At 52.1% G+C, this 21737-nt stretch carries 21 protein-coding genes; 15 read left to right on the forward strand and 6 right to left on the reverse strand.

What is annotated here, in order from left to right:
- The first annotated feature begins 347 nt into the window (after positions 1-347).
- The 6 genes from J4650_RS01250 to spy all read left to right on the forward strand — a co-directional run bounded on the left by J4650_RS01250 (position 348) and on the right by spy (position 7196).
- Positions 348-1574 carry an aspartate aminotransferase family protein gene (locus J4650_RS01250; protein WP_001534648.1) on the forward strand — a complete coding sequence of 409 codons (1227 nt, stop codon included), beginning with the start codon at positions 348-350 and terminating at the stop codon, positions 1572-1574.
- Entirely contained in the window at positions 1565-2599 is a 1035-nt protein-coding gene (gene astA, locus J4650_RS01255) for an arginine N-succinyltransferase (RefSeq protein WP_023993747.1), read from the forward strand. Before J4650_RS01250 ends, astA begins: the two co-directional genes overlap by 10 nt.
- A complete protein-coding gene (gene astD, locus J4650_RS01260) occupies positions 2596-4074 on the forward strand; it encodes a succinylglutamate-semialdehyde dehydrogenase (protein WP_023993748.1) in 1479 nt (492 codons plus the stop codon). Before astA ends, astD begins: the two co-directional genes overlap by 4 nt.
- A complete protein-coding gene (astB, locus tag J4650_RS01265) occupies positions 4071-5414 on the forward strand; it encodes an N-succinylarginine dihydrolase (protein WP_208231557.1) in 1344 nt (447 codons plus the stop codon). The genes astD and astB overlap by 4 nt, the downstream gene beginning before the upstream one ends.
- Positions 5407-6375 (forward strand): succinylglutamate desuccinylase, encoded by a 969-nt coding sequence (astE, locus tag J4650_RS01270; protein WP_023993750.1) that lies wholly within the window; start codon positions 5407-5409, stop codon positions 6373-6375. The genes astB and astE overlap by 8 nt, the downstream gene beginning before the upstream one ends.
- Before the next feature lie 335 nt (positions 6376-6710).
- Entirely contained in the window at positions 6711-7196 is a 486-nt protein-coding gene (spy, locus tag J4650_RS01275; protein ID WP_001229001.1) for an ATP-independent periplasmic protein-refolding chaperone Spy, read from the forward strand.
- A 74-nt stretch (positions 7197-7270) separates the two neighbouring features.
- On the opposite strand, the gene cho is transcribed toward spy, so the two are convergent.
- Both cho and nadE read right to left on the reverse strand, forming a co-directional pair.
- Positions 7271-8152: an excinuclease Cho gene (gene cho / locus J4650_RS01280; RefSeq protein WP_001747715.1), complete on the reverse strand. Its 882-nt coding sequence runs from the start codon at positions 8150-8152 to the stop codon at positions 7271-7273.
- A 120-nt stretch (positions 8153-8272) separates the two neighbouring features.
- Positions 8273-9100, reverse strand: a complete 828-nt coding sequence (gene nadE / locus J4650_RS01285; protein WP_000174983.1) for an ammonia-dependent NAD(+) synthetase — start codon at positions 9098-9100, stop codon at positions 8273-8275.
- A 218-nt stretch (positions 9101-9318) separates the two neighbouring features.
- On the opposite strand from nadE, the gene osmE reads away from it, so the two are divergent.
- From osmE to chbG, 7 genes are all read left to right on the forward strand, one after another.
- The gene (osmE, locus tag J4650_RS01290; protein ID WP_023993751.1) at positions 9319-9660 is read left to right on the forward strand and encodes an osmotically-inducible lipoprotein OsmE; all 342 of its coding nucleotides are present in this window, start codon (positions 9319-9321) and stop codon (positions 9658-9660) included.
- Between the two features lie 300 nt (positions 9661-9960).
- Positions 9961-10281 carry a PTS N,N'-diacetylchitobiose transporter subunit IIB gene (gene chbB / locus J4650_RS01295; RefSeq protein ID WP_000412161.1) on the forward strand — a complete coding sequence of 107 codons (321 nt, stop codon included), beginning with the start codon at positions 9961-9963 and terminating at the stop codon, positions 10279-10281.
- A gap of 82 nt (positions 10282-10363) precedes the next feature.
- Positions 10364-11722: a PTS N,N'-diacetylchitobiose transporter subunit IIC gene (chbC, locus tag J4650_RS01300; RefSeq protein ID WP_000073063.1), complete on the forward strand. Its 1359-nt coding sequence runs from the start codon at positions 10364-10366 to the stop codon at positions 11720-11722.
- 50 nt (positions 11723-11772) lie between these two features.
- Positions 11773-12120 carry a PTS N,N'-diacetylchitobiose transporter subunit IIA gene (gene chbA, locus J4650_RS01305; RefSeq protein ID WP_001580338.1) on the forward strand — a complete coding sequence of 116 codons (348 nt, stop codon included), beginning with the start codon at positions 11773-11775 and terminating at the stop codon, positions 12118-12120.
- A gap of 10 nt (positions 12121-12130) precedes the next feature.
- Complete coding sequence (chbR, locus tag J4650_RS01310; protein WP_000983393.1) at positions 12131-12973, forward strand: transcriptional regulator ChbR; 843 nt, start codon at positions 12131-12133, stop codon at positions 12971-12973.
- 124 nt (positions 12974-13097) lie between these two features.
- Positions 13098-14453 carry a 6-phospho-beta-glucosidase gene (locus J4650_RS01315; protein ID WP_208231558.1) on the forward strand — a complete coding sequence of 452 codons (1356 nt, stop codon included), beginning with the start codon at positions 13098-13100 and terminating at the stop codon, positions 14451-14453.
- Positions 14454-14465: 12 nt separating this feature from the next.
- Positions 14466-15224, forward strand: a complete 759-nt coding sequence (gene chbG / locus J4650_RS01320) for a chitin disaccharide deacetylase (protein WP_000442730.1) — start codon at positions 14466-14468, stop codon at positions 15222-15224.
- Positions 15225-15267: 43 nt separating this feature from the next.
- Here the strand turns inward: chbG and katE are convergent, their stop codons facing one another.
- The gene (gene katE, locus J4650_RS01325; protein ID WP_000019105.1) at positions 15268-17520 is read right to left on the reverse strand and encodes a catalase HPII; all 2253 of its coding nucleotides are present in this window, start codon (positions 17518-17520) and stop codon (positions 15268-15270) included.
- Between the two features lie 216 nt (positions 17521-17736).
- Here katE and cedA point away from each other — a divergent pair, with 216 nt between their 5' ends.
- Positions 17737-17979: a cell division activator CedA gene (cedA, locus tag J4650_RS01330; protein WP_000977510.1), complete on the forward strand. Its 243-nt coding sequence runs from the start codon at positions 17737-17739 to the stop codon at positions 17977-17979.
- A gap of 102 nt (positions 17980-18081) precedes the next feature.
- Here the strand turns inward: cedA and tcyP are convergent, their stop codons facing one another.
- From tcyP to hxpB, 3 genes are all read right to left on the reverse strand, one after another.
- Positions 18082-19473 carry a cystine/sulfocysteine:cation symporter gene (tcyP, locus tag J4650_RS01335; RefSeq protein ID WP_001010662.1) on the reverse strand — a complete coding sequence of 464 codons (1392 nt, stop codon included), beginning with the start codon at positions 19471-19473 and terminating at the stop codon, positions 18082-18084.
- Positions 19474-19609: 136 nt separating this feature from the next.
- Positions 19610-20209 (reverse strand): metal-dependent hydrolase, encoded by a 600-nt coding sequence (locus J4650_RS01340; RefSeq protein WP_000505804.1) that lies wholly within the window; start codon positions 20207-20209, stop codon positions 19610-19612.
- A gap of 137 nt (positions 20210-20346) precedes the next feature.
- The gene (gene hxpB, locus J4650_RS01345) at positions 20347-21015 is read right to left on the reverse strand and encodes a hexitol phosphatase HxpB (RefSeq protein ID WP_000106854.1); all 669 of its coding nucleotides are present in this window, start codon (positions 21013-21015) and stop codon (positions 20347-20349) included.
- Positions 21016-21163: 148 nt separating this feature from the next.
- Here hxpB and J4650_RS01350 point away from each other — a divergent pair, with 148 nt between their 5' ends.
- Positions 21164-21700: a YniB family protein gene (locus tag J4650_RS01350; RefSeq protein ID WP_023993752.1), complete on the forward strand. Its 537-nt coding sequence runs from the start codon at positions 21164-21166 to the stop codon at positions 21698-21700.
- Positions 21701-21737: the final 37 nt, after the last annotated feature.

The raw sequence follows: 21737 nt of genomic DNA on the forward strand, positions 1-21737 counted from the left end.
TGGTGTTTTCTATAGCGCGAAAATGGCACAGTTTGCGTGCAGATGCGCCAGAACGGGGCGGTAATTTCCAGTAAATTTCGTATAAGATCACAATTCCAGAATTATATTTGGCAACTGAATAATATCTCGCTTTTTCCTCTTTTTAGCCACCGATTATGCGGAAATATTCACTTTTCATGCAGTAAAAGTGAATATCGCTACGCTGTAACCCATTGATTTACCGTTTATCACTTCTGTTTATGCAATGTTAACGCTGGCTGGCACGAATGCTGCAATCTACATTTACAGCGCAAACACTCATATTAATTAACATATAAATAACTTTATTTTTACCAAAAGAGGTCGCTATGTCTCTGTCAGTTACGCGCGAAAACTTTGATGAATGGATGGTGCCGGTATATGTTCCCGCGCCTTTTATTCCTGTACGCGGAGAAGGCTCACGCCTGTGGGATCAGCAGGGGAAAGAGTACATTGATTTTGCTGGCGGGATCGCGGTCAACGCATTGGGACATGCGCATCCGGCGCTGCGCGAGGCGTTAAATGAACAGGCGAATCGCTTCTGGCATACCGGGAACGGTTACACCAATGAACCGGCGCTGCGACTGGCGAAAAAACTGATCGACGCGACCTTCGCCGAACGCGTTTTCTTTTGTAATTCAGGCGCTGAAGCAAATGAAGCTGCATTAAAACTGGCGCGCAAATATGCCCACGATCGTGTCGGCAACCATAAAAGCGGCATTGTGGCCTTTAAAAACGCGTTCCATGGCCGCACGCTCTTTACCGTCAGCGCTGGCGGTCAACCCACCTATTCACAGGACTTTGCGCCGCTGCCGCCGGATATTCGTCATGCAGCCTATAACGATCTAAACTCCGCCAGCGCGCTCATTGATGACAATACCTGCGCCGTGATCGTAGAACCGGTGCAGGGCGAGGGCGGCGTGATCCCCGCCACGAAAGCTTTTTTGCAGGGGCTGCGTGAATTGTGCGACCGGCATCAGGCGTTACTGATTTTTGATGAGGTGCAGACGGGCGTCGGACGTACCGGCGAACTGTATGCATATATGCATTATGGCGTTACGCCCGATATCCTGACGACTGCTAAAGCGTTGGGTGGCGGCTTCCCGATCGGCGCGATGCTGACCACGCAAGACTATGCCAGCGTCATGACGCCAGGCACGCATGGCACCACCTACGGCGGTAATCCGCTGGCGACGGCAGTTGCCGGAAAAGTACTGGATATCATCAATACGCCGGAGATGCAAAACGGCGTCAGACAGCGCCACGATGCGTTTATTGAGCGCCTAAATACCCTTAATGTACGTTTTGGCATGTTCAGTGAAATTCGCGGTCTGGGGCTACTGCTTGGCTGTGTGCTACAGACGGAGTTTGCCGGAAAAGCCAAACTCATCGCCCAGGAAGCGGCAAAAGCAGGCGTGATGGTGCTCATTGCCGGTGGCGACGTGGTGCGTTTTGCGCCAGCGTTAAATGTGAGCGACGAGGAGATAGCCACCGGGCTTGATCGTTTTGCCCTGGCGTGCGAACGCCTTCAGACGGGAGGCGCATCATGCGGGTGATTCGTCCTGTCGAACATGCGGATATCGCCGCGCTGATGCAGCTTGCAGGCAAAACGGGCGGCGGCTTAACCTCGCTACCGGCAAATGAAGCGACGCTGGCGGCCCGCATTGAACGCGCGCTAAAAACCTGGTCCGGCGAGCTGCCAAAAGGCGAACAAGGGTATGTATTCGTTCTCGAGGACAGTGAAACGGGTGAGGTCGGCGGGATCTGCGCCATTGAGGTCGCGGTCGGTCTTAACGACCCCTGGTATAACTATCGTGTCGGTACGCTGGTTCATGCTTCCAAAGAGCTGAATGTATATAACGCGTTGCCAACATTATTCCTGAGTAATGATCACACTGGCAGCAGTGAGCTTTGCACGCTGTTTCTCGATCCCGAATGGCGTAAAGAGGGTAACGGCTACCTGTTGTCAAAATCGCGCTTTATGTTTATGGCCGCGTTTCGCGATAAATTCAATGAGAAAGTGGTGGCGGAAATGCGCGGCGTCATTGACGAGTACGGTTATTCTCCCTTCTGGCAAAGTCTCGGCAAACGCTTTTTTTCTATGGATTTCAGCCGGGCGGATTTTTTATGCGGTACCGGGCAAAAAGCGTTTATCGCCGAGCTGATGCCCAAACATCCTATTTATACCCACTTCTTATCTGAAGAGGCACAGGCCGTGATTGGCGAAGTCCACCCGCAAACTGCGCCAGCCCGCGCGGTGCTGGAAAAGGAAGGCTTTCGCTATCGCCACTATATCGACATCTTCGACGGTGGGCCGACGCTGGAGTGTGATATTGACCGCGTGCGGGCTATTCGTAAAAGCCGACTGGTCGAAGTCGCGGAAGGGCAACCCGCGCCTGGCGACTATCCGGCATGTCTGGTCGCCAATGAAAACTATCACCACTTTCGGGCCGCGCTGGTGCGTGCCGATCCGCAGACTTCACGACTTGTACTTACCGCCGCGCAGTTGGATGCGCTGAAATGTCGCGCGGGCGACCACGTTCGGCTGGTACGCCTTTGCGCTGAGGAGAAAACCGTATGACGCTATGGATAAACGGCGACTGGATAACCGGTCAGGGCGAACGCCGCCGCAAAACGAATCCGGTGAGCGGGGAGATACTTTGGCAGGGGAATGACGCTAATGCGGCACAGGTCGCCGAGGCCTGTCAGGCGGCGCGCGCGGCATTTCCTCGTTGGGCCAGACAGCCTTTTGCGGCACGGCAGGCTATCGTAGAGAAATTTGCCGTCCTGCTGGAGGCGCATAAAGCCGATCTCACGGAGGTCATCGCGCGTGAAACCGGTAAACCGCGCTGGGAGGCGGCGACGGAAGTGACGGCGATGATCAATAAGATTGCCATCTCGATTAAGGCTTACCATGCCAGAACCGGCGAACAAAAAAGCGAACTTGTCGATGGTGCCGCGACGCTGCGCCATCGTCCTCACGGTGTGCTGGCGGTATTCGGCCCTTATAACTTTCCCGGCCATTTACCGAATGGCCATATTGTGCCCGCGTTGCTGGCAGGCAATACGCTGATCTTCAAACCTAGCGAGCTAACGCCATGGACCGGGGAAACGGTAATAAAACTCTGGGAACGGGCGGGGTTACCGGCAGGCGTTCTTAATCTGGTGCAGGGCGGCCGGGAGACCGGACAAGCGCTGAGTTCGCTCGACGATCTCGACGGACTGCTGTTTACCGGCAGCGCCAGTACCGGATATCAGCTTCATCGTCAGCTATCCGGCCAGCCGGAAAAAATCCTGGCCCTTGAAATGGGCGGAAACAATCCGCTCATTATTGAGGATGCGACAAATATGGATGCGGCGGTACATCTGACGCTGCAATCGGCGTTTATTACCGCCGGACAGCGCTGTACCTGCGCGCGACGCCTTCTGGTAAAACAGGGTGCGCAGGGAGATGCATTTCTGGCGCGGCTGGTTGACGTCGCCGGACGTCTGCAGCCCGGCAGATGGGACGACGACCCGCAGCCGTTTATCGGCGGACTGATTTCAGCGCAGGCGGCACAGCATGTGATGGAGGCCTGGCGTCAACGAGAGGCATTAGGCGGTCGCACGCTACTGGCGCTGCGGAAGGTCAAAGAGGGAACCTCTCTGCTGACGCCTGGCATCATTGAGCTGACGGGCGTCGCGGATGTGCCGGATGAAGAGGTGTTTGGTCCGCTGCTGAACGTCTGGCGTTATGCGCATTTCGATGAAGCGATTCGTCTGGCGAATAATACCCGTTTTGGTCTGTCGTGTGGGCTGGTGTCGACGGATCGCGCGCAGTTCGAACAGCTCTTGTTGGAGGCGCGGGCAGGGATCGTTAACTGGAATAAACCGCTCACCGGGGCAGCGAGTACTGCGCCGTTTGGTGGTGTCGGCGCGTCTGGCAACCATCGGCCCAGCGCCTGGTATGCCGCCGATTATTGCGCCTGGCCGATGGCCAGTCTGGAATCTCCCGAACTAACGTTGCCTGCGACATTAAGCCCCGGCCTCGACTTTTCTCGCAGGGAGGCGGTATGACGGCGCATGAAGTTAATTTTGACGGGCTGGTGGGGCTTACGCACCATTATGCCGGGCTATCCTTCGGCAATGAGGCATCGACCCGCCACCGTTTTCAGGTGTCGAATCCTCGTCTGGCGGTAAAACAGGGGCTGCTAAAGATGAAAGCTCTGGCGGATGCCGGCTTTCCCCAGGCGGTGATCCCGCCGCATGAGCGGCCTTTTATTCCGGCGTTGCGTCAGCTCGGCTTCACGGGTAGCGATGAGCAGATTCTGGATAAGGTTGCGCGTCAGGCGCCACGCTGGCTTTCCAGCGTGAGTTCCGCGTCGCCAATGTGGGTTGCGAATGCGGCGACGGTTTGCCCATCGGCAGACTCGCTGGACGGGAAAGTTCACCTGACGGTGGCGAATTTAAACAATAAATTTCATCGCGCTCTTGAGGCGCCTGTTACCGAAGCGCTGCTACGCGCCATATTTCGCGATGAAAGTCAGTTTTCAGTGCATAGCGCGTTACCGCAGGTCGCATTATTGGGAGATGAAGGCGCGGCGAATCATAACCGTCTTGGCGGCGAGTATGGTTCGGCAGGCGTGCAGCTTTTTGTCTATGGGCGCGAAGAGGAGAATGAAATACGACCCGCTCGTTATCCGGCGCGCCAGAGCCGCGAAGCCAGCGAGGCCGTGGCGCGTCTTAATCAGGTGAATCCGCAACAGGTTATCTTCGCTCAGCAGAACCCGGAGGTCATCGATCAAGGCGTATTCCATAATGATGTCATCGCCGTTTCGAATCGACAGGTATTGTTTTGTCACGAAGCGGCGTTTGCCCGGCAGAAAGTGCTCATTAATCAGTTGCGTACGCGCGTTGACGGTTTTATGGCGATAGAGGTGCCCGCCGGAGAGGTTTCTGTATCAGATGCTGTGGCGACCTACCTGTTTAATAGTCAGTTGCTAAGCCGTGACGACGGCTCAATGCTGTTAGTGTTGCCGCGGGACTGTCAGGACCATGCCGGCGTCTGGCGCTATCTGAATAAGCTGGTGGCGGAGGATAACCCCATCAGCGCGATGCAGGTGTTTGATTTGCGAGAAAGTATGGCCAACGGCGGCGGCCCGGCCTGTCTGCGATTACGCGTGGTGTTAACAGAAGAAGAACGACGGGCGGTGAATCCAGCGGTAATGATGAATGACGCTCTGTTTACGGCCCTTAACGCGTGGGCGGATCGTTATTATCGCGATCGCCTGACCGCCGCCGATCTGGCCGATCCGTTATTATTGCGAGAAGGCCGGGAGGCGCTGGATGTGTTAACGCGTCTGCTGGATTTGGGGTCGGTTTATCCTTTCCAGCAAACGGGGGCGGCTGATGGATAACTTTCTGGCGTTGACGCTAAGTGGCACGACACCACGGGTGACGCAGGGGAAGGGCGCGGGTTTTCGCTGGCGCTGGTTAAGCCATGGTCTGCTTGAACTCACGCCCGATGCGCCGGTCGACCGCGCGTTAATTCTTTCTGCGGGGATACACGGCAATGAAACCGCGCCGGTCGAGATGCTGGATAAGCTGCTGTCGGCGCTGTATTCAGGCAGCTTGACGTTAACGTGGCGAGTGCTGGTGGTACTCGGCAATCCGCAGGCGCTGGCGGCGGGAATACGCTATTGTCACAGCGATATGAACCGTATGTTTGGCGGGCGTTGGCAGTCCTTTGCCGAAAGCGATGAAACGCGGCGGGCGCGTGAGCTGGAGCTCAGTCTGGAGACCTTCTTTTCATCTGGCCATGCGCGGGTACGCTGGCATCTGGATCTGCATACCGCCATTCGTGGCTCGCATCATTTGCGTTTTGGCGTATTGCCGCAGCGCGACCGCCCGTGGGAGGCGGATTTTCTGGCGTGGCTGGGCGCGGCAGGACTGGAGGCGTTGGTATTTCATCAGGCGCCCGGCGGTACGTTTACGCACTTTAGCTCTGAACATTTCGGCGCGCTTTCCTGTACGCTGGAGTTGGGAAAGGCGTTGCCGTTTGGGCAAAACGATCTGACGCAGTTCAACGTAACCTCGCAGGCGTTGTCGGCGTTGCTGAGCGGTGTCGAAACGTCAACCTCGTTTTCGCCGCCGCTACGCTATCGGGTGGTGTCGCAAATCACGCGTCACAGCGACAAGTTCGCGCTTTATATGGATGCGCAAACGCTGAATTTTACTGCCTTTGCGAAGGGAACGTTGCTGGCCGAGGAGGGGGATAAGCGCGTGACGGTGACGCATGACGTTGAATATGTTCTCTTTCCTAATCCCTCTGTCGCCTGCGGATTGCGGGCTGGATTAATGCTGGAAAGACTGCCCTGATAAATGTCCCTGTAAGCTCACGTTAGGATTACAGGGATGATTTGGGACACAGTTTCATGCTATTACGGATTATTCCTGGAGAATTGCTTTATTAATAAGCGTTGCTGCGTTATAGTTCTGCATAATTTCTGCTATATCATGCTGTTGTATATTTCTCTTTCAACTCTGCGCAATTTATTCTTTTTTTCTTCACAATTGGCGAAAAAGTGTTTTTTATACTTTCATTGTTTTACCGTTGTTATGACTAATTGACGCTAAGACGGTTAAAGTTAATCACGACAACACGGCGCTGTTTTAAATATGCCGTAAAAATAACTGAAAGGAAGGATGGAAATATGCGTAAACTGACTGCTCTATTTGTTGCCTCTACCCTGGCGATGGGTGCTGCGAATCTCGCTCATGCCGCTGAGACTACCACCGCCGCGCCAGCGGATGCGAAGCCAATGATGCAGCATAAAGGTAAATTTGGCCCACATCACGATATGATGTTTAAAAACCTGAACCTGACGGACGCACAGAAGCAACAAATTCGCGACATTATGAAAGCGCAGCGCGAGCAAATGAAACGTCCGCCGCTGGAAGAGCGTCGCGCCATGCATGATATTATCGCCAGCGATACCTTCGATAAAGCCAAAGCCGAAGCGCAAATTACGAAAATGGAAGCGCAGCGCAAGGCCAATATGCTGGCGCATATGGAAACCCAGAATAAAATTTATAACGTTCTGACGCCGGAGCAGAAAAAGCAATATAACGCTAATTTTGAGAAGCGTCTGACAGAACGCCCGGCGCAAGAAGGTAAAATGCCTGCTGCGGCAGAATAACTTTCCGCATAATTTAAGACCGCCGGTCTTGTCGACAACACAATCGTTGAGGTGGACAGGATCGGCGGTTTTCTTTATGACTGGCGACAGTCGGTGTGCAGTTCAATGATCTCATATTGACCTGACATTAACGGTTTACAGAGAATCTTATAGCCGTCCTGATCAAAACCCGCAGGTGTGCGCACCAGGGTGGCGGCCTCATCCAGCGAGGGTACCGCCCCCAGCCATAACCAATTGTTGATAATGTGGAACTGGGTCATTTGTGGGCGGCTCTCTTTTAACGCGATAGCGCCTTTCCAGGGCCAGCAAACCACACGTAACCGTTCCAGCGAGGCCTGCAGACGAAGAAAATGCGCCTGCGGGGTTTCTTGCCCACAACACGCGCCAGCGCAGCGCTTCAGCGCGAAACGAAAACAGGCGCGCCCACGGCTTACCGGTTCAAGCCCCAGCAGGCCATAACACAATTTTTGTTCATCGGCGAGGTTCTGTAAGCTTTGCAGCGCCGCCCGACGGTTGGCGAAGAGGCCAAACAGGTTTGGCTCATGGGAAAAATCGACGCTGCGGGCGGAAACGACCTCAATCTTTTGTTCGCTCAACTGTAGCGAGCAAAGCTGGCGATTACGACGTAACCGCTTGTTAAACAGCGGCTGTTGTTCTTTGATCAGCCGTGCCTCCAGCAGCAACGCGCCCATTTCCCCAGCGGTGCAGATCCAGCTTATCCGCCGCGCCTGTCGCAGCATAGTGGCCTCGTCAGGCGTTCGCAGATGTGAAAGCACCCGGCTGCGAATATTCACGCTTTTACCGATATAAAGCGGCAGCGTATCGCTTTCGCTATGAAATACATAGACGCCCGGTAAGGCTGGCAATTCGCTGAGGAAAGGACGTAAATGTTCTGGATATTCGTAAATGGCCGCCGCTTCAAACTCAAGGCGGGGGGCTGATTGACGCCGTACCACAGTGATCTCCGTTAACTGGTTATTCATCCAGTATAACAGCGGATGGGTGATTAAAAAAGAGGCTGGGAAGAGAGGAGGCCGGATAGACGAGCGATATCCGGCACAACAGTAGAAGTACGCTTACCTTTTCCAAAAGTCGTCGAATACCGTAATCGGTAAACGGCGCTTATGTTCAGTTTTTACATACCAGCCTTCGATAGTTTTAGCGATGGCGGAGTCCAGCGTTTTGCCTTCCAGGTAATCGTCAATATTGTCATATGTTACGCCCAGCGCGGCTTCATCAGGCAGTGAAGGGCGGTCGTCTTCCAAATCGGCGGTGGGGACTTTTTTATACAGATGCTCAGGACAGCCCAGCGCTGCGAGAAGCTGTTTGCCCTGGCGTTTGTTAAGGCGATGAAGCGGGTTAATATCGGTACCGCCGTCGCCATATTTGGTGAAGAACCCGGTTATCGCTTCCGCCGCATGGTCGGTGCCCACCACGACGCCGTGAGTCATACCGGCGATGCTATATTGCGCTTTCATTCGCTCACGCGCTTTTTCATTGCCGCGAACAAAATCGCTCAGCTCAATTCCCGCTTCGCGCAGCGCCTGTTCGCTGGCGAGGACGGCGCCTTTAATATTGACGGTGAGTACTCTGTCCGGCTGAATAAAAGCAATGGCGTCCTGGCAATCCTGTTCATCGGCCTGTACGCCATAAGGCAGACGAACGGCGATAAACTGCAGCGCATTATCACCGGTCTCTTCTCGCAATTCGGCGATAGCCATCTGGCTGAGTTTCCCGGCCAGCGTCGAATCCTGCCCGCCGCTGATGCCTAACACCAGCGATTTCAAAAAGGGATAGGTTTTCAGGTACGCTTTAAGAAAATCCACGCTGCGGCGAATTTCTTCTTCAGGGTTGATATGCGGTTTCGCGCCAAGCGCCTGGATTATCTCTTGCTGCAGAGTCATTTAACCCCCTTCGACATTAAAAAAATGAATCTTTACCCTGTTAAAGCTAACCCTTCGCCGCTGAAACAACAAGGTTTGGCGGGCTAAGCGGTGTTTAAAACAACATGTCGCTGCGTTAGAGAATTTTCCGAAAGACTTTTTGTGGCGGGTCGCGGCTTGAAAAATATTCTGATGTATTCCAGGCTTACATAACACGCTGATAAACAAGAGGACGGAAAATGAACAAGAACGTAGCAGGAATTTTAAGCGCAGCGGCGGTAATGACTATGCTGGCAGGCTGTACGGCGTATGATCGTACAAAAGACCAATTTGTTGAGCCTGTCGTTAAAGATGTTAAAAAAGGAATGAGCAGGGCGCAAGTTGCGCAGATTGCGGGCAAACCGTCATCTGAAGTGAGCATGACTCATGCGCGCGGTACCTGTCAGACCTACATCCTGGGTCAACGTGATGGTAAAGCGGAAACCTACTTTGTTGCGCTGGATGATACCGGGCACGTGATTAACTCCGGCTACCAGACCTGTGCGGAGTACGACACTGACCCACAGGCGCCGAAGCAGTAACAACTGTACATTGCCTGAACATTCAAGGAAACCGGCCTGCGAGCCGGTTTTTTTGTGCCTGCCATAACCTTATTTATTATCGCGAATTATTTGCCCGAAATGTGAAGGGGGTCATAACGCTAGGTCAATGAGAGACAATTTAGTGGGTCAAGGAAATACCATCCGGCGGTCTGATCCCGTATACTCATTTCATCCACCTAAAAAAGTAAATCCGGTTACGCAAGTCGCCCAGAGTATGGATGCAGGTTGAGGCTTGCGGCGTATCTGGTTGACAGATAATCGCACATGAGGAAGGTTTTTATGGAAAAGAAACACATTTATCTGTTTTGTTCTGCGGGCATGTCAACATCGTTACTGGTATCAAAAATGCGCGCTCAGGCTGAAAAATATGAAGTGCCGGTGATTATTGAAGCATTCCCTGAAACCCTGGCCGGTGAAAAAGGCCCGGCAGCGGACGTCGTGTTATTAGGCCCGCAAATTGCTTATATGCTCCCCGAAATTCAGCGTTTATTACCCGGTAAACCGGTAGAAGTCATTGATTCAATGTTGTACGGCAAGGTAGATGGCTTAGGCGTGCTTAAAGCTGCGGTAGCGGCAATTAAAAAAGCCGCCGCGAATTAATTATTTTTTAATTTTTCCCGTCAAAGAGTTATTTCATACACTAACCGCAATATTTTATTGCGGTATTTAAGGGTATTTTTCTATGAGTAACGTTATTGCTTCACTTGAAAAGGTACTCCTTCCTTTTGCTGTAAAAATAGGAAAGCAGCCACACGTTAATGCAATCAAGAACGGCTTTATTCGTTTAATGCCATTAACCCTTGCGGGGGCGATGTTTGTATTAATTAATAACGTTTTCCTGAGCTTTGGGGAGGGGTCGTTTTTTTATTCCATGGGCATTCGGCTTGATGCCTCAACCATTGAAACTCTTAATGGATTGAAAGGCATCGGCGGGAACGTCTATAACGGCACATTGGGCATTATGTCGCTCATGGCGCCATTTTTTATCGGCATGGCGCTGGCGGAAGAGCGCAAGGTTGATGCGCTGGCCGCCGGACTGCTCTCCGTGGCGGCATTTATGACCGTAACGCCGTATAGTGTCGGCGAGGCCTATGCCGTAGGCGCTAACTGGCTGGGTGGTGCAAATATTATCTCCGGTATTATTATTGGCCTGGTGGTCGCGGAGATGTTTACATTTATTGTCCGGCGCAACTGGGTGATTAAGCTACCGGACAGCGTACCGGCTTCGGTGTCTCGTTCATTCTCAGCATTAATTCCCGGCTTTATTATTCTCTCTATTATGGGGATTATTGCTTGGGCGCTGTCTAATTACGGTTCTAACTTCCATCAGATTATTATGGACACTATCTCTACGCCGCTGGCATCGCTGGGTAGCGTGGTAGGGTGGGCATATGTCATTTTTGTACCGCTGCTGTGGTTCTTTGGTATTCATGGTTCGCTGGCGCTGACCGCGCTGGATAGCGGCATCATGACGCCCTGGGCGCTGGAAAACATCTCTATTTACCAGCAGTATGGCTCCGTCGATGCGGCGCTGGAAGCCGGTAAAACGTTCCATATCTGGGCGAAACCGATGCTGGATTCTTATATCTTCCTCGGTGGTAGCGGCGCAACGCTGGGTCTGATCATCGCTATCTTCCTGGCATCCCGTCGCGCGGACTATCGCCAGGTGGCAAAACTGGCGCTGCCGTCAGGTATCTTCCAGATTAACGAACCCATCCTGTTTGGCCTGCCGATTATTATGAACCCAGTGATGTTTATCCCCTTCATTCTGGTTCAGCCGATTCTGGCGGCGATTACGCTGGTGGCTTACTATTTGGGTATTATTCCGCCGATTACCAATATTGCGCCGTGGACCATGCCAACCGGGCTGGGGGCGTTCTTTAACACCAACGGCAGTGTCGCCGCGTTGCTGGTTGCGCTATTTAACCTGGCAGTCGCTACCCTGATTTATCTCCCCTTCGTGGTGGTGGCTAACAAAGCGCAGAACGCCATCGAGCAGGAAGAAAGCGAAGAAGATATCGCTAACGCACTGAAATTCTAAACTCCGCGTCGGCATGGGATGCCATGCCGGGCTGAATCAGAGGAAAGACTATGTTTGATCTTGAAAATGTTGTAGATAACCAGACAGCGACTGAGGAACTCGAAGAAGTCGTTATGGGGCTTATCATCAATTCTGGTCAGGCGCGCAGCCTGGCATATGGCGCGCTCAGAAAAGCGAAAGAAGGTGATTTTGAGGCGGCGAAAGCGATGATGGACCAGTCGCGCATAGCGCTCAATGAAGCGCATCTTGTGCAGACAAAACTCATCGAAGGCGATCAGGGCGAAGGCAAAATGAAAGTCAGTCTGGTCCTGGTTCACGCTCAGGATCATTTGATGACATCAATGCTGGCTCGTGAACTGATCGCCGAGTTGATTGAGCTCCATGAGAAACTGAAATAACAGGGGGCGGATGATGCAGCTACAGGTTAACGCAACGGAAATCAAAACGGTTTATGAGCAGCAGCTCTTCAATGGCAAAAATTTCCATGTGTTTATCTATAACAAGACGGAAAGCGTCACCGGGCTGCATCAGCACGACTACTATGAATTTACCCTGGTATTAACCGGACGTTATTACCAGGAGATTAACGGGAAGCGTGTGCTGCTGGAACGTGGAGATTTTGTTTTTATCCCGGTGGGGTCGAATCACCAAAGTTTCTATGAGTTTGGCGCAACGCGTATTCTGAACGTAGGAATTAGTAAACGTTTTTTTGAACAGCATTATCTTCCGTTACTGCCGTTTTGTTTTGTGGCATCGCAGGTATACAGGGCGAATAGCACCTTCCTTACCTATATTGAAACGGTGATTGCGTCGTTGAATTTTCGCGGCAATGGGCTCGACGAATTTATCGAAGTGGTGACATTTTATATTATAAACCGCTTACGCCATTACCGCGAAGAGCAGGTTTATGATGATATTCCACAATGGCTGAAAGCAACCGTGGAGATAATGCATGATAAAACGCAGTTTGGCGAACATGCGCTGGAAAATATGGTGCGCCTGTCGGCAAAATCCCAGGAGTATCTGACGCGCGCCACCCGACGTTATTACAGCAAAACGCCGATGCAAATCATTAATGAGATTCGCATTAATTTTGCCAAGAAACAGTTGGAAATGACCAACTATTCGGTTACGGATATTGCTTATGAAGCCGGGTATAGCAGTCCAAGTCTGTTTATTAAAACGTTTAAGAAGATGACCTCATTTACGCCGAATAGTTATCGGAAGCGATTGACGGAAATTAATGAGTAACGGTTTGCATTGCTCGATTAATTACATTTCACGCTTGCCCCAATAGCGCGGGGAACGTCACGCTATTTCTTACGAGCGGGCATAGCGTAATACATATCAGTGCCATACACTGAAGGGAGATATTATGAGCCAGAAATTAAAAGTCGTCACTATTGGTGGCGGGAGTAGCTACACCCCTGAATTACTTGAAGGCTTTATTAAACGCTACCATGAATTACCTGTCACCGAATTATGGCTGGTTGACGTTGAAGACGGGAAAGAGAAGCTGGGCATTATTTATGATCTCTGCCAGCGAATGATTGATAAAGCAGGCGTTCCGCTAAAATTGTATAAAACGCTGGATCGCCGGGAAGCGCTGAAAGACGCTAATTTTGTTACTACCCAGCTACGCGTTGGTCAACTCAAAGCCCGTGAACTGGACGAGCGTATCCCGCTTAGTCACGGCTATCTGGGGCAAGAAACCAACGGCGCTGGCGGTTTATTTAAAGGGTTGCGTACCATTCCGGTTATTTTTGACATCATTAAAGATGTTGAAGAATTATGTCCGAATGCGTGGGTCATTAACTTTACTAATCCGGCAGGGATGGTGACGGAAGCGGTTTATCGTCATACCAACTTTAAAAAGTTCATTGGCGTATGTAATATTCCTGTCGGCATGAAAATGTTTATTCATGACGTGCTGGCGCTGAATGAGACTGACGATCTTTCCATTGACCTGTTTGGTCTAAACCATATGGTCTTTATTAAAGATGTGCTGGTGAATGGCACCTCACGGCTCGCAGAATTACTGGATGGCGTGGCGTCCGGTCAGTTGAAAGCGTCAACCGTAAAAAATATCTTTGATCTGCCGTTTAGTGAAGGATTGATTCGCTCGCTGAACATGCTGCCGTGCTCTTATTTGTTGTATTACTTCAAGCAAAAAGAGATGCTGGCGATTGAAATGGGCGAATATTACAAAGGCGGCGCGCGCGCTCAGGTCGTACAAAAAGTGGAGAAACAACTCTTCGACTTGTACAAAAATCCTGAGCTAAACGTGAAGCCGAAAGAGCTTGAGCAACGCGGCGGCGCTTATTATTCCGATGCCGCTTGTGAAGTCATTAACGCTATTTATAATGACAAGCAGACTGAGCATTACGTTAATATTCCACATCATGGGCATGTCGAGAATATCCCGGCGGACTGGGCGGTGGAAATGACCTGCATTCTGGGACGCAATGGCGCGACGCCGCACCCGCGTATCACCCGTTTTGACGAAAAAGTGCTGGGGCTTATCCACACTATTAAAGGATTTGAGGTCGCGGCCAGCAATGCGGCGCTGAGCGGAAACTTTAATGATGTGCTGCTGGCGCTTAACCTGAGTCCGCTGGTGCATTCCGACCGCGACGCAGAAGTCCTGGCGCGTGAGCTCATTCTGGCGCATGAAAAATGGCTGCCTAATTTTGCCGCTTGCATCGAAGCGCTGAAAGGTAAGCACCACTGACAGAGGTAGGCTATGGAACGCGTGTTGATTGTGAATGCCGATGATTTTGGCCTGAGTAAAGGGCAAAATTACGGCATTGTTGAAGCATATCGCAACGGCGTTGTGACCTCCACGACGGCGCTGGTCAATGGCGAGGCTATTGACCATGCGGCGCAGCTTAGCCGCGAGCTGCCTGCGCTTGGGGTGGGAATGCATTTTGTTTTGACGTTAGGCAAACCGGTGTCAGAGATGCCGGGCCTGACGCGAGACGGCCTGTTGGGGAAATGGATCTGGCAAATGGCGGAGGAGGATACGCTTCCGCTGGATGAAATTGCGCATGAACTGGCGTGTCAGTATCAGCGTTTCATCGACGTATTTGGCCGCGAGCCAACGCATCTCGACAGTCACCATCATGTGCATATGTTCCCGCAAATTTTCCCCATCGTCGCCCGCTTTGCGGCGCAGCGCGGGATTGCGTTACGTATTGACCGCCAGACGGTGTTGAACGCAGACGATCTGCCGTCGGATTTGCGCAGCACTCAAGGATTTAGTAGTGAATTTTACGGCGAGGAGATCACCGAAGCGTGCTTTTTACGCATTCTGGATGCCTCGGCGCATCGAGGAGAAGCCTCTCTGGAGGTGATGTGTCATCCGGCGTTTGTGGATAACATTATTCGCCAGAGCGCCTATTGTTACCCCCGCTTAACTGAACTGGAGGTGTTGACGTCTGCGTCACTCAAGGCAGCGATTGCGGAACGTGGATATCGTCCTGGCAGTTTTCTTGATATTTAGCTCCTGAGTTTGCGGCGCAAGAATGCGCCGCATTTTTTGCCGTTTATGCAGGAATCGCGTTAATTTTCCCCGCACGCGACCAGACACGGTGTGCCGCCATCAGCGTCAGCAGAGTGTCCATAAAGTGGTGGTCAACGTTATCTGCCTCAACAAGTCCTTCTTCCCCCTGGCTATCAATGTTTAAAAGCGCCTTAAACCGTCGGGCGTCGCCTGCCAGTGCGATGGGCTTCAGATGTTTGTAGGCTTCCAGAAGGTAGTAACGGGCATCGCCGCAACTCTCGATATCGGCAATATTGCCGCACGGTACTATTACCGCATCGACCGTTAGCGACGGCGCGCCGGCAAAGGTTGCCGCAATAGTTAATGTTGAACCGTCATCAGCCGTTACTTCACCCATCCGTGAATAGAGCAGTTTTGCGTGGACGCCTTTGGCTTTTAAAGCCTGCAAAATGGTCAACAGTTCGGCGGCGTTAACCTTGTCGTTCAGCAGAATAGCGACCACTCGGCCTTTAACATCGCCGTCCGGCACCGCATACAGGCTGAGCGCCGGATCTTTTTTCAGACCGTTGACATCAGGAGGCGGGGCAATTTGCGTTTGCTCATGGGTGAGTGCAAAACCGAGATTATGCGCGACGCCCTGAGCCAGCGTGACATCAATATGCGCTAACTGATCGACCACCCGCTCCCGAATATACGCGCGGGCGACTTTACCCAGCTCAAAGCTGAACGCGTCAATAATATGCTGCTGCTCTATCGGCGTCTGACTGAGCCAGAACAGGCGAGGATGCGAGTAATATTCACCAAAAGAAGGGCTGCGTTCGCGGATTTTATTGCCATCCACCCGTTCCTGGTATGATTCGAAGCCGCCGCGTTTTGGCGCTGGCGGCGTTTCGCGCGGCCAGTTGTCATTAATGGAGTTCGGTTCATAGTTCGCCGGATTGGTGTCGATATCCATCCGGTGCATACCGTCACGCTGGAAGTTATGGTAGGGGCAGGTAGGGCGGTTAATCGGAATTTCGTGGAAGTTTGGCCCGCCCAGACGACTGATTTGCGTGTCGGTATAAGAGAACAGACGCCCCTGTAACAGCGGATCGTTGGTAAAATCAATGCCGGGAACAATATGTCCTGGATGAAATGCCGCCTGTTCGTTTTCAGCGAAAAAGTTATCCGGATTACGGTTTAACACCATTTTGCCGACGCGTTGTACTGGCACCAACTCTTCCGGAATCAGTTTGGTCGGATCGAGCAGATCAAAATCGAATTTAAATTCATCCTCTTCGGCAATGAGTTGTAGGCCCAGCTCGTATTCCGGGAAATCGCCCGCTTCGATGGCCTCCCACAGATCCCGGCGGTGAAAATCCGGATCGCGACCGGTCAGTTTTTGTGACTCATCCCATACCAGCGAGGCTTTACCTGCCAACGGTTTCCAGTGGAAACGGACAAAGGTCGCTTTCCCTTGTGCATTGATCAGACGGAAGGTGTGAATGCCGAACCCTTCCATCGTCCGATAACTGCGTGGAATGCCGCGATCCGACATTGCCCACATGACGTTGTGCAGCGTCTCTGGCTGTAAGGAAACATAGTCCCAGAAGGTGTCGTGCGCGCTCTGTCCTTGCGGAATAGCCCAATGAGGTTCGGGCTTAACGGCGTGCACAAAATCCGGAAACTTATGCGCATCCTGGATAAAAAAGATCGGCGTGTTATTACCGACGAGATCGAAAATTCCCTCTTCGGTATAAAATTTGGTCGCAAAACCGCGGATATCACGTACGGTATCAGCAGATCCCGCGCCGCCCTGTACTGTCGAAAAGCGAACAAAGACCGGGGTAATTTTCTGTGGATCGCACAGAAACGCGGCTTTCGTGATGTCGCTCAGGTCTTTATATGGCTGGAAATAGCCGTGCGCTGCAGATCCGCGGGCGTGAACGATCCTCTCCGGGATACGCTCATGGTCAAAGTGGGTAATTTTTTCGCGCAGGATAAAATCTTCCAACAGCGTAGGGCCACGGCTGCCGGCGCGAAGAGAATTTTGATCGTCGGCGATGCGCACGCCCTGATTGGTGGTCAGCGCATAATTTTCGCTGCCTTTACGAAAGGCGTCGAGGGCGGTGAGCTTATCATTCGCGGTCTCGGGCGCTTTTAAGCTGCCGGGGGCCGTTGGTTGCGCGCCCGGCGGCGTCGGTTCTGGCGTGGGGCGATGTGAACCGTCTGACGGCGCCAGGGAGTCCAGGCCGGGCTGTGATTCACGGGTATCATGCACGGGGGACTGATGGGGGGATTTCTCATTATGCGACATTGAACTCGTCTCCTGCTTTCATCACTGAAATGGGCGTGGTAGTAGTCAAAATCACTCTAACTATAGAACATTTCAGCAATTATGCCGGGGGAGAGCGGAACAGCAGACAGGGTATAACAGGGAAATCGCACGCGCGGAACAGGACGTCGGGGGCGAAGATCGGCTAAAATAGTGTTTTTCTGATTTTTAGCCTTAGCCTCTTTTAGTGAAGCATTAATGATGAAACCTCTTCGCCAGCAAAATCGCCAGATTATTAGCTATATTCCGCGTGTTGAACCCGCGCCGCCGGAACATGCGATAAAAATGGATACGTTTCGCGACGTCTGGATACTGCGCGGTAAATATGTTGCCTTTGTTCTGACGGGGGAGTCATTTCAACGGTCGCCCGCCTTTAGCGTGCCAGAATCGGCGCAACGTTGGGCGAATCAGGTTCGCCAGGAAAACGAAATCGCTGACTAAGAAAAAAACAAAACGCCGGTACTGGAGACCGGCGTTTTTAGTGACAGACATTTTGAGTTGCTGATCGTCGTGTCTCTGACGATGTGAACGCCCGATAATGTATTATCGATGCGCCAGTTCAGCGTCTTCTTCGCTATCGAGAATGGTTTTATCGGTCTGCTTCAGCCACTGGCTGGTCAGCGTACCCGCGGTCATTGAGCCGCTCACGTTCAGTGCGGTACGGCCCATATCAATCAACGGTTCGACGGAGATTAACAGCGCGACCAGCGTGACCGGTAAGCCCATGGCAGGCAGCACAATCAGCGCGGCGAAGGTCGCGCCGCCGCCAACGCCGGCAACACCCGCCGAACTTACGGTAACGATACCCACCAGCGTGGCTATCCATACGGGGTCTAAGGGGTTGATGCCGACCGTCGGCGCAACCATTACCGCCAACATCGCAGGATAAAGACCGGCACAACCGTTTTGGCCGATGGTCGCGCCAAAAGAGGCAGCAAAGCTGGCGATGGACTCCGGCACGCCCAGGCGGCGGGTTTGCGCTTCGACATTAAGTGGAATGGAGGCGGCGCTGGAACGGCTGGTAAAGGCAAATGTCAGCACCGGCCACACCTTGCGGAAATATTTCAGCGGGCTAATCCCGTTCACGCCCAATAGTATGCCGTGAACCACAAACATTATCGCCAGACCAAGATATGACGCTACCACGAAGCTTCCAAGCTTAATGATGTCCTGCAGATTAGAGCCGGCAACCACTTTCGTCATCAGCGCCAGTACGCCGTAAGGCGTAAGTTGCATCACCAGACGCACCAGCTTCATCACCCAGCTTTGCAGGGTATCGATAGCAACAAGCACACGCTCGCCTTTTGGCGCATCATCTTTCAGCAGTTTAAGCGCGGCCACGCCCAGGAATGCGGCGAAAATCACCACGCTGATAATAGACGTAGGATTTGCGCCAGTCAGATCCGCAAACGGATTTTTCGGTACAAAAGACAGCACCAGTTGCGGCACGCTGAGATCGGCCACTTTGCCGACATAGCTCGTCTCAATGGCATTCAGACGCGCGGTTTCCGCGCCGCCCTGAACCAGACCTTCCGCCGTCAGTCCGAACAGATTGGTGACCAGCACGCCCACCAGCGCTGCGATAAGGGTAGTAAACAGCAGCGTGCCGATAGTCAGAAAACTGATTTTCCCCAATTGAGAGGCGTTATGCAGTCGTGCCACGGCGCTTAAAATAGAGGCGAATACCAGCGGCATCACAATCATTTGTAGCAATTGCACATAGCCGTTGCCGACAATATTGAACCACTGAATGGAGTCTTTTAACACCTGACTGTCAGCGCCATAAATGGTGTGCAGGGCCAGACCAAAGACCACGCCCATCACAAGGCCGACAAGTACTTTTTTAGCCAGACTCCACTGTTTATGACGGGCCTGCGCCAGTACAAACAGCAGAATGACGAACACCGCAATGTTCGCAATTAATGGAAAATTCATCCCCGTTCTCCTGATTTTTTTATTATGAAGCGCTGTGTTTTAGCGATTCTGTTCGCGCAAGATTAGCAGAACTGTGAACTGGCTCTTATATTCAAATGGAATGGTTTATACCAAAAATGACTTTGGCGTTGATTTACTAATCAATCTGGTGATTTATAAAACGATTGAACTGCATTTGCAGGATAGTGATCATCTGCGAAGACCAGCGTATGACGTTGTTTTCCGGCATGGACTGCGGCATCCACACCGCCCAGGCAAACAACGCCATACATAAAAATCGCTCCAGCTGATTGCCTTTGCGCGGCGCCAGAATAGGCAGGCGGAAACGCCAGCGGCACGGCCACAGTAAGGGAACGCCTGCGGGGGTGAGCATATCCGCGACGATATGGCTTAAATAGCCAAGTACCATGCCTTGCAGCGCATCCGCCGGGATAATCCACGTATCCGGTACCTTGAGATAAAAGGTCGCCAGTAGGGCAAAGACCGCCAGCAGACTATGGGTAAACCCCCGGTGACCGAACGCGCGGGCGATTGGTTTTGATACCCATTTCAGGCGCTGACCAAGAAAAGATTTGGGGTGGTCGATATCCGGCAGCAGACAGGTCAAAATAGCCGAAGGAATAATATGCCACCAGTCGCCGTGCGCAAGGACGGGCGTTAACTCGGCATTCTTGGCGAAAACCGCGCTGGCTATAGAAAAAAGAAGGTGTCCTTCCGCCGTCATGATAAAACCCATTAAACTGTCAATTCATACAGTATAGGGTTTTTATACAGTAGGCGGAAGTGGTGACGTTGTAACTCTTTGTCTCTGTCAAAGCCGCTTGCCGTCTGGCTCAGCGGCTAATTGCCCGTTGACTTTGTTTCGGAAACATCTTAACCGAGTAGATGCGCCGCCGTCAGCTCTGTCAGTGAGTTAAGTTTGACATTCGCCAGCGCAAAGCGCGGATCATGCTGGTTTTCTTCTGCTGGCACCACAATGGCGCGCATTCGCGCCGCCTTTGCCGCGATTAAACCATTCACCGAATCTTCCAGCGCCACGCAGGTTAATGGATCAACGCCTAATTTGGCCGCACAATCCAGATAGACCTGCGGGTGCGGTTTGCTGTAGGGCAATTTTTCTGCAGAAGCCAGCGCGTCAAAACTGTCGCGCAGTTCGAACATGGTGAGCACTTTTTCCAGCATATGCAGCGGCGATGCCGAGGCAAGCCCCACTAATAGCCCCTGCGCTTTACACAGCGCCACAGCTTCGCGCACACCCGGCAAAAGAGGGCGCGTCTCTTCGATAAGCGTAATCGCGCGGGCAATAACACGGTTTGTCACTTCCTGGCGATCGGGGCCGCTCCACGGTTGCTGCGCAAACCAGAGATCGACAACCATATCAATGCGTAGCCCAAGCGTGTCTGGCAGCTCATGGCGCCGAGTAATATCTACGCCTAAACTTGCCATCACGTCCAGTTCAGCGCGATCCCAGAGCGGTTCGGAATCGATCAGTAGTCCATCCATATCGAAAATTGCAGCAAGAATTTGACGTGGGGTTGACATCACAACCTCTCCTGTTGAGATTAAAAAATAACGAATTAAGCGTTCATTATGACCATGTTCTTAGTATATCGCCCTTAAAGATCAGGCGAAAACGGGAATCAACAGGTAGACTTAGGCCAAAACGACGCGTCTTTATCAAGGGGAACTCATGACGTATCAACAAGCTGGACGCATTGCAATCCTAAAAAGAGTTGTTGGGTGGGTTATTTTTATTCCGGCACTGCTTTCCACGCTCATCTCAGTCCTTAAATTTATGTATGCGCACAGTGAAAAGCAGGAGGGGATAAATGCGGTAATGCTGGATTTTACCCACGTAATGATAGACATGATGCGCGTGAATACGCCGTTTCTGAATGTTTTTTGGTTCAACTCGCCGACGCCGAATTTTCAGGGAAGCCTGAATATCGGTTTCTGGCTCATTTTTATTCTGATTTTTGTCGGGCTGGCGATGCAGGATTCCGGCGCCAGAATGAGCCGCCAGTCACGTTTTTTGCGTGAAGGCGTGGAAGATCAGTTGATCCTGGAAAAAGCAAAAGGCGCGGAAGGACTAACGCGTGAGCAGATAGAGTCACGTATCGTGGTGCCGCACCATACCATCTTTTTACAGTTTTTCCCGCTCTATATTTTGCCGGTCATTATTATCGTGCTCGGCTACTTTTTCTTTTCCTTGTTAGGTTTCATGTAAACTGAAAAATGCCGGATAGCGCGTATCCGGCATGGGC

It is taken from the genome of Salmonella sp. 32120201201600049SM, from assembly GCF_017572835.1.
GTDB lineage: Bacteria > Pseudomonadota > Gammaproteobacteria > Enterobacterales > Enterobacteriaceae > Salmonella > Salmonella enterica.